General features: G+C 61.2%; 11 protein-coding genes. 3 read left to right on the top strand and 8 right to left on the bottom strand.

Features of this window, described 5'->3' with window-relative positions:
* The first annotated feature begins 85 nt into the window (after positions 1 to 85).
* Complete coding sequence (locus AB3Y40_RS05675; RefSeq protein WP_369437822.1) at positions 86 to 1,360, top strand: efflux RND transporter periplasmic adaptor subunit; 1,275 nt, start codon at positions 86 to 88, stop codon at positions 1,358 to 1,360.
* On the top strand, positions 1,357 to 4,998 hold the full coding sequence (locus AB3Y40_RS05670; RefSeq protein WP_369437821.1) for an efflux RND transporter permease subunit: 3,642 nt from the start codon (positions 1,357 to 1,359) through the stop codon (positions 4,996 to 4,998). Before AB3Y40_RS05675 ends, AB3Y40_RS05670 begins: the two co-directional genes overlap by 4 nt.
* 13 nt (positions 4,999 to 5,011) lie before the next feature.
* On the opposite strand, the gene AB3Y40_RS05665 is transcribed toward AB3Y40_RS05670, so the two are convergent.
* From AB3Y40_RS05665 to AB3Y40_RS05655, 3 genes are all read right to left on the bottom strand, one after another.
* Positions 5,012 to 6,196 carry a multidrug effflux MFS transporter gene (locus AB3Y40_RS05665; protein ID WP_369437820.1) on the bottom strand — a complete coding sequence of 395 codons (1,185 nt, stop codon included), beginning with the start codon at positions 6,194 to 6,196 and terminating at the stop codon, positions 5,012 to 5,014.
* Between the two features lie 135 nt (positions 6,197 to 6,331).
* Positions 6,332 to 8,158: an ABCB family ABC transporter ATP-binding protein/permease gene (locus AB3Y40_RS05660; protein WP_369437819.1), complete on the bottom strand. Its 1,827-nt coding sequence runs from the start codon at positions 8,156 to 8,158 to the stop codon at positions 6,332 to 6,334.
* A 62-nt stretch (positions 8,159 to 8,220) separates the two neighbouring features.
* Entirely contained in the window at positions 8,221 to 9,642 is a 1,422-nt protein-coding gene (locus tag AB3Y40_RS05655) for a LysM peptidoglycan-binding domain-containing protein (protein WP_369437818.1), read from the bottom strand.
* 124 nt (positions 9,643 to 9,766) lie between these two features.
* On the opposite strand from AB3Y40_RS05655, the gene AB3Y40_RS05650 reads away from it, so the two are divergent.
* Positions 9,767 to 10,327: an LOG family protein gene (locus AB3Y40_RS05650; protein ID WP_369437817.1), complete on the top strand. Its 561-nt coding sequence runs from the start codon at positions 9,767 to 9,769 to the stop codon at positions 10,325 to 10,327.
* On the opposite strand, the gene AB3Y40_RS05645 is transcribed toward AB3Y40_RS05650, so the two are convergent.
* The 5 genes from AB3Y40_RS05645 to AB3Y40_RS05625 form a co-directional block, all read right to left on the bottom strand.
* A complete protein-coding gene (locus AB3Y40_RS05645) occupies positions 10,324 to 11,277 on the bottom strand; it encodes a threonine ammonia-lyase (protein WP_369437816.1) in 954 nt (317 codons plus the stop codon). The two genes, AB3Y40_RS05650 and AB3Y40_RS05645, sit on opposite strands and share 4 nt — an antisense overlap.
* A 69-nt stretch (positions 11,278 to 11,346) precedes the next feature.
* The gene (locus AB3Y40_RS05640) at positions 11,347 to 11,946 is read right to left on the bottom strand and encodes a superoxide dismutase (protein WP_369437815.1); all 600 of its coding nucleotides are present in this window, start codon (positions 11,944 to 11,946) and stop codon (positions 11,347 to 11,349) included.
* Between the two features lie 83 nt (positions 11,947 to 12,029).
* On the bottom strand, positions 12,030 to 12,602 hold the full coding sequence (locus AB3Y40_RS05635) for a sarcosine oxidase subunit gamma (RefSeq protein ID WP_369437814.1): 573 nt from the start codon (positions 12,600 to 12,602) through the stop codon (positions 12,030 to 12,032).
* Entirely contained in the window at positions 12,595 to 15,606 is a 3,012-nt protein-coding gene (locus tag AB3Y40_RS05630) for a sarcosine oxidase subunit alpha family protein (protein WP_369437813.1), read from the bottom strand. The genes AB3Y40_RS05635 and AB3Y40_RS05630 overlap by 8 nt, the downstream gene beginning before the upstream one ends.
* A complete protein-coding gene (locus tag AB3Y40_RS05625; RefSeq protein ID WP_369437812.1) occupies positions 15,603 to 15,932 on the bottom strand; it encodes a sarcosine oxidase subunit delta in 330 nt (109 codons plus the stop codon). The genes AB3Y40_RS05630 and AB3Y40_RS05625 overlap by 4 nt, the downstream gene beginning before the upstream one ends.
* Positions 15,933 to 15,958 lie beyond the last annotated feature (26 nt).

The following is a 15,958-nucleotide window of genomic DNA, read 5'->3' as shown; positions in this document are numbered from 1 at the left end:
GATCCAAGCATATGTCCGAGCGTACAAACAATAACAAAGCCCGTCCTTATTCTGCGCGGGTTGGAAGCCCAACAAAGGCGATGTCATGCGATTGGTGTCAATAATTACCGCAATTCTGGTCACCGGTGGCCTGTATCTTCTGGTATTTGAGCGTGAGCTTTTGTTGCAATTTGCCAGCGATACGCCGCTGGCAGCCCCGGCAGAGGCCAGCGAAGGCGATGCGCCAGAGGCCGAGGTCGCGATGGCAGAGGCGGAACCCGACATCGACACGTCCGACGCTGACCCCGACCTGGTGCGCGTCGTGGCCCTAGCATCTGAGGCACGCACGATCGAAAGCGCGGTTATCCTGCGTGGCAGGACGGAAGCCGCGCGTCAGGTGACAGTTGCTTCCGAAACCTCTGGTCAGGTGATTTCAGAGCCGCTGCGCAAGGGCGCCTTTGTTAACGCTGGCGACATGATGTGCCGCCTTGACCCCGGCACCCGCGAGGCATCGTTGGCCGAAACACGCGCCCGGCTGACCGAAGCCCGGGGCCGCGTGCCAGAGGCGGAAGCCGCCTTGGCAGAGGCAAACGCCCGTGTGCGCGAGGCTGAAATCAACGTCAACGCCGCCCGCAAGCTCAGTGAAGATGGCTTTGCTTCTGAGACCCGGTTGGTCAGTGCCGAGGCTGTGGCCGAAGCTGCTGCCGCAGGCATCCAACGCGCCAATTCCTCGCTTGCCTCTGCCGAGGCGGGTATTGAAGCCGCCGCCGCCGCAGTGGCCGCGGCCGAGCGTGAGATTACCCGCCTGACGATCACCGCGCCGTTTGCGGGTCTGTTGGAAACGGACACCGCAGAGTTGGGGTCGTTGATGCAGCCCGGCAGCCCCTGCGCGACGATCATCCAGCTTGATCCGATCAAGTTGGTGGGTTTTGTGCCAGAGGCCAATGTGAACAAGGTTGTGGTTGGTGCCTCTGCGCAGGCGCGGATCAATAGCGATGATGTGGTCACGGGACGGGTGACGTTCCTGTCACGCTCTGCTGATGACACAACGCGTACCTTCCGTGTCGAAATTGAGGTGCCAAACGCCGATCTGGCGATCCGCGATGGACAGACGGTGGAAATCGTCGTGGCCGCTGATGGCCGCACTGCGCATCTGATCCCGCAAAGCGCATTGACGCTGAACGATGATGGTGTGCTGGGCGTGCGGACGGTGGATGCGGGCAATGTGGCCCGATTCATGCCAGTCATAATGATCCGCGACACCGCCGAAGGGGTTTGGGTCGCGGACCTGCCGGATCAAGTGAACATCATCACCATCGGTCAGGAGTTTGTCATAGATGGTGTGACTGTTGCCCCCACATTTAGCGAGGCAGGCGGATGACCGGATTAGTTGATTGGGCCGCATCACGCGCCCGCATGGTGTTGGCGTTTATCGCCCTGTCCTTGTTGGCGGGCGGTTTCGCCTATGTGGGCCTGCCCAAAGAGGGTGAGCCGGACATCGAAATCCCGGCGATCTTTGTGTCGGTCCCCTTCCCCGGCATCTCAGCCAGCGACAGCGAAAGCCTGCTGGTCAAGCCGATGGAAACAGAGCTGTCGGACCTTGATGGGTTGAAAACCATGTCGTCGACCGCCGCCGAGGGCTATGCCGGTGTCGCGCTGGAGTTCGAATTTGGCTGGGACAAAACCAAGATCCTGGCTGATATCCGCGATGCCATGAACAAGGCGCAAGGCTCGTTTCCACAAGGGGCCGAAAATTACTCGATCAACGAAATCAACTTTTCCGAATTCCCGATTCTGATCGTGAACTTGACGGGCGACGTGCCCGAGCGGACGCTGTTGCAGGTCGCCAAGGATTTGCAGGATCGGATCGAGAGTCTGGATGCAGTGCTGGAGGCCGGTCTGGCCGGTCAGCGCGACGAGATGCTGGAAGTGCTGATCGATCCGCTGAAGCTGGAAAGCTATAACGTCACCGCCGGTGATCTGATCGGCGTGGTGACCAACAACAACCTGCTGATCGCAGCCGGTGAAGTGGACAGCGCGCAGGGGAGCTTTGCGGTCAAGATCCCGTCGTCCTTTAACGAAGCACAAGATGTTTACGAACTGCCGGTGAAGATGAACGGCGACCGCGTCGTGACGCTGGGCGATATCGCCACGATCAAGCTGACGTTTGAGGACCGGATCGGCACGGCCCGCTTTAACGGGGTCAACACGGTGGCGCTGCAGGTGGTCAAGCGCAAAGGGTTCAATCTGATCGACACCGCAGAGCTGGTCCGGCAGGAGGTTGCGGCTGAACAAGCCTCTTGGCCGCCAGAGTTGCGTGCCGCGATTGATGTAGGCACCTCGAACGACCAATCGACCAACGTCAAATCCATGGTCAGCCAGTTGGAAGGCTCTGTCCTGACGGCGGTGGCACTGGTGATGATCGTGGTGCTGGCAGCCCTTGGCACGCGGCCTGCCCTGTTGGTGGGCTTTGCTATTCCGACGTCGTTCCTGCTGTGCTTTGCCTTTCTGGCCGTCATGGGGATCACGATTTCCAATATCGTGATGTTCGGCCTGATCCTGGCTGTGGGGATGCTGGTGGACGGCGCGATTGTGGTGGTGGAATACGCCGACAAGCGCATTTCCGAAGGGTCTGGCCCGATGCAGGCCTATACAGAGGCCGCCAAGCGGATGTTCTGGCCGATCATTTCGTCAACTGCCACAACGCTATGCGCGTTCCTGCCAATGCTCTTCTGGCCCGGTGTTCCGGGGCAATTCATGGGCATGTTGCCGGTCACACTGATCTTTGTGCTGGCCGCATCGCTTGTCGTCGCGCTGATATACCTGCCCGTCATGGGGGGCGTCACGGGCCGGTTCAGCCGCCTGATCGGTCAGATGTCTGACGGTTTGCGCAGCCGGTTGCCTTGGGTGATCCGCGCCGCGCTGGTCCCCGTCGCCCTGATGATGGTGTTCGTCGGCGCGATGATGACGCTGAACCCCGGCTATCTGGCGGGTGAGGCTGTGCAATCGGGCGGCTTTGGCGACAGCCTGCCAGGGATTGCGCTATTCCTCTTTGGCGCGGTTTTCGCATCTGTCGTGATGGGGGCTGCGCAAATCCAACGCCGGGCGAAGAAGGTTCGTGTCGGCAAGCGCCGCACACCTTTCGGCTATTTCATGAGCTTTGTGACCGGCAATCCGATCATGCCGCTGGTGACGATTGCCGGTGTGATCGCCTTTGTGATGTATACGTTCAGCTACTTTGGTGCCAACAACAACGGCGTCGAATTCTTCGTCGAGACAGAGCCTGAGCAGGCGATTGTCTATGTGCAGGCCCGGGGCAACCTGTCGATCACCGAAAAGGACCGGCTGGTCAAACAGGTCGAAGACGTGGTGAACCGCCATCCCGGCGTTGAAAGTGCCTTTGCCTTTGCCGGTGACGGCGGCTTGAATTCGAACACCGGCGGGGCCGAAGGGCCTGCTGATGCCATCGGACAGGTGCAGCTAGAGCTGACCCGCTGGGAGGACCGCAAGGATAACCCCGATCTGGACGGCAACCGTGTGATCGCGGACCTCGAAGAAGACCTGCGCGACATTCCCGGCATCCGTTATGAGGTGCTGAACCTCGCGATGGGCCCCGCCTCTGCCAAGCCGGTGCATCTGCGGCTGAAGTCGGACAATTGGGAAGAATTGCTGGAAGGCATGGCCATTGCGCGCGCGCAGTTTGACGCCACCACGGGCCTGACCCAGGTTGAGGATACCCTGCCCCTGCCCGGTATCGACTGGCAGATTGACGTGGATGTCGAGAAGGCCGGGCGGTTTGGCGCGGATGTGGCGACCGTGGGCGGCATGGTGCAACTGGTGACCCGTGGTATCCTGCTGGACACGATGCGCGTCGATAGCTCTGACGAGGAAATCGACATTCGCGCCCGCCTGCCCGCGCAGGACCGGGTGCTGTCCACGCTGGACACATTGCGGGTGCGCACGAATGCGGGCCTTGTGCCACTGTCGAATTTCATCACTCGCACGCCGGTCCCGAAGCTCGCGCAGATCAACCGGGTTGATCAAAAGCGTTATTTTGACGTCAAAGCGGGTGTTGCAGGTGAATTGGTCAAGCTGACCGATACCGAGACAGAGGAATACCGGATCATCCCGGCCGCCGACTATGATGCCGACAGCAGCCTGAAGGATCAGGTCACTGGCGGCGATCTGCGGATGGAAGTCGTGACCCCCAATGAGCGGATCGCGGTGCTGACCGAATGGTTGGAAACCGGTCCCCTGCCACCCTCGATCAGCTATGAATGGACCGGCGATCAGGCCGATCAGGCCGAAAGTCAGGCGTTCCTGCAAACAGCCTTTGCCGGTGCGCTGGGGTTGATGTTCATCATCCTGCTGGCGCAGTTCAATTCGTTCTACAATGCGATGCTGGTGCTCATGGCGGTGGTGCTGTCCACGGCTGGCGTGCTCTGGGGCATGATCATCATGGATCAGCCGTTTTCGATCATCATGACCGGGACGGGCATTGTGGCGCTCGCCGGGATCGTGGTGAACAACAACATCATCCTGATTGATACCTATCAGGAATACAGCCAATACATGCCCCGCAAAGAGGCGATCGTGCGCACAGCGCAGGCCCGTATCCGGCCCGTGTTGCTGACCACGATCACCACGATGGCGGGTCTGGCACCGATGATGTTCGGCCTCAGCCTTGATTTCTTTGGTGGCGGCTATTCCATCGACAGCCCGACGGCCCTTTGGTGGAAGCAGTTGGCGACCGCCGTGGTCTTTGGCCTTGGGATTGCCACCATGCTGACGCTGGTCTTCACCCCGTCGATGCTGGCTGTGCGGGTCTGGGTGTCGACCTATGCGATCTGGATTGCGCGGCTTCTGGCGCGCTTGTCGATGGGTCGGTCCAGCCGCGCGGCACAGGACTGGGCGTTGCGGCGGCAGGCCAAGAAGGTCAAAGCGCCAGAATTCATCTGGACCGAAGACCCGTTCCCCGTGCCTGACCCGGTGGCCACACCGCTGCGCGCGGCTGAATAGGCGCGCGGCGGGATCAGCCCGCCGCGGCCATCCGCCGGAACGTCACAAGCGCCAGACAGAGCGCAAGCACCGCACAAAGGGCGATGGCGGCCACCATTGGAGTGGCTGTGCCGTCGAAGAACGGGCCCGTGGCCGCGACCATCAGCCCACCGGCCAACATCTGGAACGTGCCGCCAAGGGAAGAAGCCAGGCCCGCGATCCGGCCATGACCGTCCAGCGCCATGACCATCGTCGTCGGGATAATCAGCCCAAGGCAGGCATTGGCACAGAAAAGCCCCGCCACGATCACCACAAGGCTGCCACCGCCCGCCAGTGTGACAGACAACAGGATCATCGTTGCTGAGGCAAACCCGATCACGGCCCAGCGCATGACCGGCAGGATACCAAGGCGTTCGCCAAGTGGACCCGCCGCCTGAGACGCGCCGAAAAAGCCGATGGCGTTGATCGCAAAGGCGATGCTGAACCCCGTCGGCGTCAGCCCGAACTGGTCGGTGTAGACGAAGGATGCGCTGGCGATGAAAACCATGAAGCTGGCAAAGCCAAAGCCACCGATGAAGGTCAGCCCCATGAAGATCGGGTCGCGGATCAGCACTTTGCAGCCCGCTATCAGGGACCGCAGGTTGACCGGGATGCGGTCCTGTGCCGCCAGTGTTTCTGGCAGTGCTTGCGATGTGATCAGGAGGCTGAGCGCGGCCGCACCGCAGAGCACCCAGAAGATCAGCCGCCAATCGCCCAGCGTGATCAGCCCGGCGCCCGCAAGCGGCGCAAGCATGGGAGAGACGGAGATCACCAACATCACCATCGCCATCAGCCGCGTGGCCTGTGTGCCGGTATGCAAGTCGCGGATGATCGCGCGCGGCACCACCATCAGGACCGCACCGCCAACACCCTGCAGCGCGCGAAAGGCGATCAGGGTCGCAATGTTGGGGGCCAGCGCGCAGCCAATGCTGCCTGCGATAAAGATCACCAAACCAACATAAAGTGGGGTCTTGCGACCCACCTGATCGGCCCATGGGCCATAGAAAAGCTGCGACAGGCCAAAGGCAATGAAATAGGCCGTCAGCGTCCACTGCACGGCCGAAATCTCGGCCCCAAGGCTTTCTGCGATGGCCGGCAAAGCGGGCAGATACATGTCGATGGCAAAGGGGCCAACAGCCGACAACAGGCCCAGCACAAGGGCGGCGCGAAACAAGGTCATGGGATCACCGTGTGGTTTGTGGCCTGCCCCAGCGGCAGCCTGAGACTGCACGCTATGGCGGTGGGTGCGAATTGGCAATCTTGTGCGGACTGCGACGCGCGTACGTGCTGACAGGGGGTGTCAGCAGAGCGCAGATCAGGCTGGCACGTCTTCGTCGGCCTGCCGGTTCCACAGGTGCGCATAACGACCATCCGAGGCGAGCAGCGCATCGTGTTTGCCCTGTTCCACCACGACACCATCTTCGAGCACGACAATCCGGTCGGCGTCCGCAATCGTCGACAGCCGGTGCGCGATGGTGATCACGGTCCGCCCCTCGCCCATCGCTTTCAGCTCTGCCTGGATTTCCATTTCGGTTTCGGTGTCGAGCGCGCTTGTCGCTTCGTCTAACAGCAGGATCGGGGGGTTCTTCAGCAAGGTCCGGGCAATGCCGACCCGTTGCTTTTCACCGCCAGACAGTTTCAACCCGCGCTCGCCGACGGTTGTGTCGTACCCATCGGGCAGCGACATGATGAAGTCGTGGATTTTTGCCGCGCGGGCGGCTTCGCGGATTTCGCCTTCTGTAGCAGAGGGCCGACCATAGGCGATGTTGTAGTGCACCGTGTCGTTGAACAGCACCGTGTCCTGCGGCACCACGCCGATTTGGGCGTGCAGGCTTTCCTGAGTGACGTCGCGCACGTCTTGTCCGTCAACCGTGAGCGACCCGCTGCCGACATCATAGAACCGGAAGAGCAGCCGTCCTATGGTAGACTTGCCAGAGCCGGAGGAGCCGACAATCGCCACCGTCTCGCCCGGTTCGACTGAAATGTTGATGCCTTTCAGGATGGGGCGTTCCGCGTCATAGCCAAAGACCACATCATTCAGACGCACCGCACCGCCTTGCACTTTTAGAACCTTGGCACCTTGTTTGTCCTGCACTTCGGGCGGTTGCTCCAACAAATCGAACATGTCGCCCATGTCGATCAAGGCCTGCCGGATCTCGCGATAGACGGTGCCCAGAAAGTTCAGTGGCATGGTGATCTGGATCATATAGGCGTTGACCATCACGAAATCGCCCACTGTCAGGTCACCCCGCTGCACGCCCATCGCAGCCATCACCATTACGGCCACAAGCCCCCCGGTGATCAGCAGAGATTGACCAAAGTTCAGGAAGGCGAGCGAGTAATTGGTGCGGATTGCTGCACCTTCATAAGCCTCCATTGCGCGGTCATAGCGGTCGGCTTCCCATTTCTCGGCCCCGAAATATTTGACCGTCTCAAAGTTCAGCAAACTGTCGATCGCCTTTTGGTTGGCGTCGGTGTCCTGATCGTTCATCACCTTGCGGATTTTCACGCGCCATTCGGTCACGGCAAAGGTGAACCAGACATAAAGTGCGATGGTCAGAACAACGACCGCCAGATACCAGACGTCGAACAGGAAAAAAAGGATGACCGAAATCATCAGCAGTTCCAGCACCAGCGGCCCTATGCTGAACAAAAGGAACCGCAACAGGAAATCCACACCTTTCACGCCGCGTTCGATTACCCGGCTTAGGCCGCCCGTCTTGCGGGTGATGTGATAGCGCATCGAGAGGCGATGAATATGGGTAAAGGTTTCGCGCGCCAGCGTCCGCAAGGCGCGCTGGCCGACGCGTGTAAAGATGACGTCACGCAGCTGTTGAAAGCCCACCGTCATCAGCCGCGCAAAGCCATAGGCCAGCGTCAGTCCAACCGCCCCAAGTGCCAGAAAGGTGGCCGGGTCGGCACCTTCAGGGGCCAGCGCGTCCACCGCTTGCTTGTAAAGCACAGGGGTGGTGACCGCGATCACCTTGGACAGTAACAGGACCAGAATGGCCGCAACGACGCGACGTTTGACCCACGTCTGACCCTCGGGCCAGAGATAGGGCACGACCCGGCGCAGCACCATCCAGCCTTGCACACGGGCGGTATCTTCCAGATTGGCATTGGTTTTGGTGAGGCGACGCATGAAGTTCTCCGGTCAGGCGGGTTTAGGTAATGCGCCTTTGACCCGAGCGCCAGCCCCGGCGGTCATTCATCAAGTTGTGGGATGCGAAAGACCTGACCGGGAAAGATCAGATCGGGGTCGCGGATCAGGTCGCGGTTCGCCTCATAAACAGCGACATACATGATCCCCTCTCCCATCTCTTCCTGCGCGATGGCCCAGAGCGTGGCCCCCGGCTGCACCGTGCGCACGGCCACGTCAAACCCGTCCTGGGCGGTGTCCTCTGCCATGACGGCAGCAACGGCTTCCGGCTCTTCGCGTTTGAACGGCGTTTCGATCCGCGACACCACGGTGCCATCAGCATCAACCTCGTCAATGCGCAGCGTGTAGATGCCGGTATCCACATCCGGCAGATCGGTCCGCCACGCGCCTTCGGCGATGCGCGAGGTCGTGACCGGTCGATTGTCGACATAGACGCGGACAAAGCCCGCCCCTACAGCGCGCCCGGCGAGTGTGACATCGCCAGCGGGGTCATAAGTGATCGTATCAAGCGCAATCGCTGACATGACATCAGGCGCGCGGTCGTCCTGCACCACCCTGACCCCGTCTTGATCGGCCACGATGATGGTCGGTGTTTCTGGTGTGGCGTTGGGTTGTGGTTCGGCGGCCTGCGTATCCTGCGGCGCAGCAGCGGCAACGTCTGTGACTTGCGTATCGGGTTCCGGTGCGGGTTCGGCCACCGCATCGGGTGCCGGAGCGGGGGTCGGCACTGTCGTCGTCTCTGCCACTGCGACGGTCGTGTCTTCTGTGTCGGGCGTGGGCGGATCATCCTGGGTGACGTCAATGGCGACGTCCTCAGTCGGTGCCGCTGCGGTGTTTTCGGTCGCCTGAGGGTCTACGGTCGCGTCATCCGCCATTGCGGCGACGCTGTCCGCCTCGGGTTCAGGCGCAGTCACCGCGCCGACAACAACGGGGGTATCTTGCGAATCTTCCTCGGCGGGCGCGGCCAGCGGATCAGCGATGGCCTGAACGAAGAACTGGCCCGTCGAGGGGAGGCGTGCGCCGTCAGGGTCCCCCATCAATGACAGGCGGCGCGGCTGGGGTGAGGGATCAAGGGCCAGGGCGGTGGCAAACTTGCCATTGGCATCTGCGGTAACCCGCTCCACCGCATCGCCGGACACCAGCACGTCAATCACCTGACCCGGCTCTGCCACACCGGAAACACTGCCAAAGCCGTCGGGGGCCATGCGCAACTGTTCAATTCGCGGAGGTTCTGCCTCAGCCGTTTCTGTTGTGGTCTCGGATTCTGCGGGAGGTGTGGCCCGTTCGACTTGGGCGGCGGCGTCCTCGGTCGCGGGTGCTCCCTCCTCCGCAGGGGTTGCGATGACAGGGGTCGTCGCATCGTCCGGCGTCGGCCGATCCGGCCCCGGCACAAGCAGGACAAACACGACGCCAACCGCCGCAGCCGCCAAAGCGCCCAGCCCAAGCTGAAGCCCGTTCGATGCCATGTCCAAATTCCTGTTGCCGTTTGTCCCCAGGGCCGCACAATACCTTGTGGCATCGCGGTTGAGCGACCATAGCAACAGGGGTATCAGCGGTCAAAGGGTCCGCATCACAATGAAACGAGGTCACATGTCCGATTTCCAACACTCTGTCTGTGTTTACTGCGGATCACGCGATGGCACGGACCCGGCCTATGCTGAAGCAGCGGATGCCGTCGGCCAGATGCTGGCCAAAGATCACCTGCGGCTGGTCTATGGCGCGGGTGATGTAGGGCTGATGGGGCGCGTGGCACGGGCCACGCAGGCCGCAGGTGGCGTGACCTTTGGCGTGATCCCGACCCATCTTCTGGATTGGGAGGTCGGCAAGCGCGATCTGGACAGTTTTGTGATCACCGAAACGATGCACGAACGCAAAAAGGTGATGATTATGAACGCGGATGCGGTTGTCGTTCTGCCCGGCGGCGCCGGGTCACTGGATGAATTCTTTGAAGCCGTCACCTGGCGGCAGTTGGGTCTGCACAAGAAGCCGATCTATTTGTTGAATATCAACGGTTTCTGGGACCCGCTGATCGGTCTGCTTGATCACATCGTGCAACAGGGGTTCGCAGGTGAGGATGTGCTGGCTTCTGTGCAGGTGCAACCGGATGTCCCTGCCCTGCAAGCCGCATTGACGCGGGATCTGGCGGCCTAACTGAGCAGCGCCTGATAGCGCGCCATGCCGATGTTGGATCCGCAGGCGATGATCCCCACGTTTCGTCCCTTTAGATCGTCGCCCAAGGGGCCCTTGATCGCGGCCAGTGACGCGGCACAAGCGGGTTCGGCAATGATGCGCAGCACATCGGCATAGTCGCGCATGGCTTCGCGCATCGCATTGTCGTCAATCTGCACCATGCGGTCGACGTGGTCCGCGGCGACACCAAAGGAGAGCGGCAGCGCCTTGGGTGACCCGAGGCTGTCGGCGATGGTGTCGACTTTGTCGAGCACCACCGGGTGCCCAGCCAGAAGGCTGCGTGTCGTACTGTCCGCGCCGTTTGGCTCCACGCCAATCACCTGACCCGAAGGCCGCAAAAGTTTGAACGCCAACGCCATGCCCGCGATCAGCCCTCCGCCGCCAACGGGCACCACAAGCGTGTCAATCTGGGGGGCCTGGGCCAGAAATTCGGCGCCGCAGGTGGTCGCCCCCAGAATCATGTGCTGTGCTTCGAATGGGTGCATGAGGGTCGCACCAGTTGCCGCGATCCGCTCCATCTCGGCAAAGGCGGCGGCCATGTCGTCATGCAGGGTAACGGTCGCGCCCATCGCTTGACACAGGCGAATGCGCTCTGGATCGGTGGCGCGGGGCATGGTGATCTGTGCAGCAATCCCTGCCGCACGCGCAGCCCAGCTGACCGCCAGTGCGTGATTACCACCACTGGCCGCGACCACGCCCGCTGCGCGCTCTGCTGGGGTCAGCGCCTGAATGCCCAGATATGCCCCGCGCGCCTTGAACGACCCGGCCTGCTGGAACAACTCCAACTTCAGCGTAACGTTAGCCTTTGGCAGCCCCTGCCAGCGATCAGACGCAAGCGGCAGCACGGGCGTTTCCAGCGCGACGCCTTGCAGACGCGCCGACGCGGCAGAAATCTTGTCCAAGTCAAACATCACATCCCCCAAAGAAAAGGCCCGCAGGAGTGATCCCACGGGCCTGTTCGCATGTCGCGTGCAAGCCGATTAGAGGCGGCCTGCGACGTTTTCCCAGTTGACCAGATTGTCGAGGAAGTTGGTCAGGTAGGCGGGACGCTTGTTGCGGAAATCGATGTAGTAGGAATGTTCCCACACATCGCAGCCAAGCAAGGCCGTCTGACCAAAGCAAAGCGGATTCACGCCATTTTCGGTCTTGGTGACTGCCAATGAACCGTCAGCGTTTTTGACCAGCCAGCACCAGCCGGAACCGAACTGGCCCGCGCCTGCAGCAGAGAACTGCGACTTGAATTCATCGACAGAGCCGAAGCTTTCGGTCAACGCTTTTTCCAGCTCGCCCGGCATCCCGGCATCGCCCGGACCCATCATTTCCCAGAACTGGTTGTGGTTCCACAACTGGCTGATGTTGTTGAAGATACCGTTCTGGGCGACCGCCGATTTATCGTAGGTGCCGACGATGATCTCTTCCAGAGACTTGCCAGCCCATTCGGTGCCTTCGATCGCCTTGTTGCCATTGGTGACATAGGCGTTGTGGTGCAGGTCGTGGTGGTATTCCAGCGTCTCTGCGGACATGCCTTTGGATGCCAGCGCGTCGTGCGCATAGGGAAGATCGGGAAGTTCAAAAGCCATATTATGGACCCCTTTTGATGCGAAGTTGCTTTGCCGCTTAACAAAGCGTGATTGGCCCGCGCGTCAACCCCGAAACGCCCCGCTTAGCCGGTGGGGAAGTGTCCGACGGGGCCGCCTTTGGCCGCAGCGGCCAGCAGGTCAAAGGCATAGTCAGCCACAGAACGGAAGCAGACAACCTCGACACATTGGTCATCGCGCATCCAGAACGCGGCAGCCACCTGCCCCAGACGCGAGCGGCGGAAGTCGCCGGGGCCAAAGCTGTCAGGGTGCAAGTCAACAGGTGCCAGTTTGGCAAAGACATCACGGACAAAGGGGCCTTCGACCACCATAACGGCACGCGCGTCCGAAACGTTGACCGCCAGGTGGTGCTGGCCCTTCAGCGCCTTTGCGATCCGCGCCAGCGCGTCTGCCACCAGGTCATGGGGCACCATCACCAGCACCTCATCCGGGGACATCCACGCAAGGCCCGTGGTGCCCGCACCCTGCGCGCGCCCCTGTGTGGGAAACGCGACACCGGTCAATTCGGCACAGACCGACTTGAGTTTGCTGTTCGACATATCGCCCCGCAGGCTGATCATGCCGCGCAGACCATCCTCGCGGATTGTCACGTCACCTTGGGCGACTTTGCCGTTTAATGCGCTGACAGCATTAGACATTCTGCTTCTCCCCCTCAGGATCATAGAAAACCTGATCTACGATTTTCGCCTTGATCGGTTCGCCCCCGATATTGGTGAAAGAGATCACCTCGCCCATCCGGTCAGGGCCATTGAGAACGAGCCCCATCGCGATGCCCTTTTTCAGGGTCGGTGAAAAATAGGTCGAAGTCACCCGTCCTTGGGTGTTGCCCTGACCATTGGCGTTGACACCGTTGGCAATGGCATACGCCCCGTCAGGCAGAACCGAGCCATCCAGCGTCTCAAGGCCCACCAGCTTCCAACGGTTCGGATCTGCCATGTGGCTGCGCGCATGTGCGCGTTTGCCCAGATAATCCTCTTTCTTTTTGGACAGCGCCCAGTTGAGGTTCAGATCCTGCGGGATAATCGTACCATCGGTTTCGTCCCCGATCATGATAAAGCCTTTTTCGGCGCGCATGATATGCAGCGCCTCGGTGCCGTAGGGCATGATCCCGAATTCCTCGCCCGCCTCCAGCAGCGCGTCCCAGAAGGCGCGGCCCTGACTGGCCGGCACAGCAATTTCATAGGACAGCTCACCCGAGAAACTGATCCGGTAGACCCGCGCGTCAAACCCGCCAAGGGTGCCGTCGGCCCAGTGCATAAACGGCAGCATGTCCTTGCTGACATCCATGCCGCCCAGCTTTTCCAACAGCTTGCGGGCATTGGGGCCAACCACGGCGACCTGCGCCAGTTGTTCGGTCACATTGGCGACATAGACCTGCCAGTCCCACCATTCGCATTGCAGCCAGTCTTCCATCCAACCATGGATCCGCTCTGCCCCGCCGGTGGTGGTGTGGCACAGCCACGTGTCGTCATTTATCCGGGCCACGACGCCGTCATCACTGAGGAAGCCGTTTTCGGTACACATCAAGCCATAGCGGCATTTGCCGATGGGCAGCGTGGACATCATGTTGGTGTACATCATGTCCAGAAACTTGCCCGCGTCCGGCCCGCTGACCACCAGCTTGCCAAGGGTAGAAGCGTCCAGAAGCCCGGTGTTGGTGCGGGCGTTCACCACCTCGCGGTTGACCGCGTCGTGCACCGTTTCGGACCCACGCAGATAGGCGTAGGGCCTGCGCCATTGGCCGACCGGTTCATAGAACGCGCCGTTTGCGGTGTGCCAGTCCGACATCGGCGTTTTGCGCACCGGCTGGAACAGGTCGCGCTGCGCGGGACCGGCGATCGCGGCCATTGAGATCGGCGTGTAAGGCGGGCGGAACGTAGTTGTCCCAACGTCCGGAATATCCGCACCGAGTTGATCTGCCAAGATCGCCAGGCCGTTGATGTTGCTGATCTTTCCCTGATCCGTTGCCATACCCAGCGTCGTGTAGCGCTTGGCGTGTTCGACACTTTCAAAGCCTTCTTTGGCGGCCAGTTGCACGTCAGAGACTTTGACGTCGTTCTGGAAATCCAGCCAGGCCTTGGACCGCAGCGCATAGGATGCGCCCTGTGGCATCAGCCAGACGGGCGACAGCGCGCCTTCGGCCGCATCTTCGCCCATTGGCGCTTGTCCGGGTTTTTTGCTGTGTCCGGCCGCATTGGCTGCAGCACGTCCCGCGCAGAACCCGTCAGCGACACCTTCAGCCGTGAAGAGATGACCGTTCGCTACGCCTGCGACTGTCACGAAGGCTTGCCCGTTTGCACCCGTTGGCGCGCGCGCGGCATCGGGGCGGAACATGGCCTGATCGGCGTCCCACGACAGTTTGCCACCGCAGTGGGACCAGAGGTGCACCACGGGTGACCAGCCGCCCGACATCGCCACGCAATCGCAAGCGATCTCTTCCAGAATCGCGCCCTCACCCGCCTGCGCGCAGATCGCGACACCTGTGACGCGCTTGCCACCCTTGACCTTGGCGATGCCTTTGCCCGTCTCAACCCGGATGCCGAGTGCGCGGGCTTGTTCGGGCAGATCGCCTGTGACCGCAGGGCGCGCGTCGATGATGGCAGGCACGTCCAGCCCCGCTTCTTTGAGCGTGATCGCGGTGCGATAGGCGTCATCGTTGTTGGTCACGATCACGGTGCGGTCGCCCAGCGAAACACCAAAGTTCACCACGTAGTCGCGCGCAGCACTTGCAAGAACAACACCTGGCAAGTCATTGGCTGCAAATGATAATGGCCGCTCAATCGCGCCGGTTGCCGTCACCACTTGCTGTGCGCGGACGCGCCACAGGCGATGCTTGACCGCGCCAGGTCGCGGCGCATGGTCTGTCAGGCGTTCATAGCCCAGCACATAGCCGTGGTCGTAGACACCTGCCCCCATGCAGCGGGTGCGCAGGGTGACGTTGTCCATCTGCGAAAGCGCAGCGACGGTCTCATCGACCCACTCTTGCGCAGGCATCCCGTCGATCACCGCGCCATCCACAGGCGCCCTCCCGCCCCAATGGGCGGTCTGTTCCATCAGCACGACCCGCGCGCCGGATTGACCCGCGGCCAAGGCCGCGGCCAGACCGGCAATGCCGCCGCCGATGACCAGCACATCCGCATGGATGTGAAAGTGTTCATAAGTGTTGTCGTCCCGCGTCTTGGGCGCTTTGCCCAGACCGGCGGATTTGCGGATGAAGGGTTCATAGATATGTTTCCAGAACGGACGCGGAAACATGAACATCTTGTAGTAGAATCCCGCAGGCAGGAACCGTGACAGGTGGGAGTTGATGGCGCCCACGTCAAATTCGAGGCTGGGCCAGTGGTTCTGGCTGGTGGCATGCAGACCGTCAAAGACCTCGGTCGTAGTCACTCGGGCGTTCGGTTCAAAGCTGTCGCCTTTGCCCAGATTGACCAGCCCGTTGGGTTCCTCTGCGCCGGACGCGATCACGCCGCGCGGGCGGTGATACTTGAACGACCGCCCTATGAGCATCTGATCATTTGCCAACAAGGCCGAGGCGAGCGTGTCGCCTTCGAGGCCTCGCAGGTTCTTGCCGTTAAAGGTAAAGGCTACAGGCTTGCTTTTGTTGACAAAACGCCCTTCGCGGGCCAAGCGCGTGCTCATGATTTTGCCCCCTTGGTCCAATCGGGTCTGCGTTCTGCGATGCGCTCCATGATCTCTTTGGGGGGTTCCGGCGTCTGCGCGGAATAGGTGCCAAACACCTCAAGCGTGTTGGTGCAGCGCGCGGCGTGAAACCACTTGCCGCAGCCATAGGTGTGATGCCAGCGTTCAAAATGCACACCTTTGGGATTTTCGCGCATGAACAGGTAATCCTCGAACTCCTGATCGGTTGATCCGGGGCCAAACCGGGTCAAATGCGCTTCTCCGCCGCTGTGCAGATCGGTTTCGTCGACATCGCGACCGCAATTGGGACAATGCAGGATCAGCATGGGGTCACCTCAACTTCGATGGGCAT

It is taken from the genome of Yoonia sp. R2331, assembly GCF_041103235.1.
In the GTDB taxonomy this organism is placed as follows: domain Bacteria; phylum Pseudomonadota; class Alphaproteobacteria; order Rhodobacterales; family Rhodobacteraceae; genus CANMYO01.
This window is presented reverse-complemented; position numbering and strand designations above follow the sequence as displayed.

Excerpts from the sequence above, each read along its gene's own strand:
- AB3Y40_RS05675 (WP_369437822.1), top strand. The coding sequence starts at position 86 with ATGCGATTGGTGTCAATAATTACCGCAATTCTGGTCACCGGTGGCCTG.
- AB3Y40_RS05670 (WP_369437821.1), top strand. The coding sequence starts at position 1,357 with ATGACCGGATTAGTTGATTGGGCCGCATCACGCGCCCGCATGGTGTTG.
- AB3Y40_RS05665 (WP_369437820.1), bottom strand. The coding sequence starts at position 6,196 with ATGACCTTGTTTCGCGCCGCCCTTGTGCTGGGCCTGTTGTCGGCTGTT.
- AB3Y40_RS05660 (WP_369437819.1), bottom strand. The coding sequence starts at position 8,158 with ATGCGTCGCCTCACCAAAACCAATGCCAATCTGGAAGATACCGCCCGT.
- AB3Y40_RS05655 (WP_369437818.1), bottom strand. The coding sequence starts at position 9,642 with ATGGCATCGAACGGGCTTCAGCTTGGGCTGGGCGCTTTGGCGGCTGCG.
- AB3Y40_RS05650 (WP_369437817.1), top strand. The coding sequence starts at position 9,767 with ATGTCCGATTTCCAACACTCTGTCTGTGTTTACTGCGGATCACGCGAT.
- AB3Y40_RS05645 (WP_369437816.1), bottom strand. The coding sequence starts at position 11,277 with ATGTTTGACTTGGACAAGATTTCTGCCGCGTCGGCGCGTCTGCAAGGC.
- AB3Y40_RS05640 (WP_369437815.1), bottom strand. The coding sequence starts at position 11,946 with ATGGCTTTTGAACTTCCCGATCTTCCCTATGCGCACGACGCGCTGGCA.
- AB3Y40_RS05635 (WP_369437814.1), bottom strand. The coding sequence starts at position 12,602 with ATGTCTAATGCTGTCAGCGCATTAAACGGCAAAGTCGCCCAAGGTGAC.
- AB3Y40_RS05630 (WP_369437813.1), bottom strand. The coding sequence starts at position 15,606 with ATGAGCACGCGCTTGGCCCGCGAAGGGCGTTTTGTCAACAAAAGCAAG.
- AB3Y40_RS05625 (WP_369437812.1), bottom strand. The coding sequence starts at position 15,932 with ATGCTGATCCTGCATTGTCCCAATTGCGGTCGCGATGTCGACGAAACC.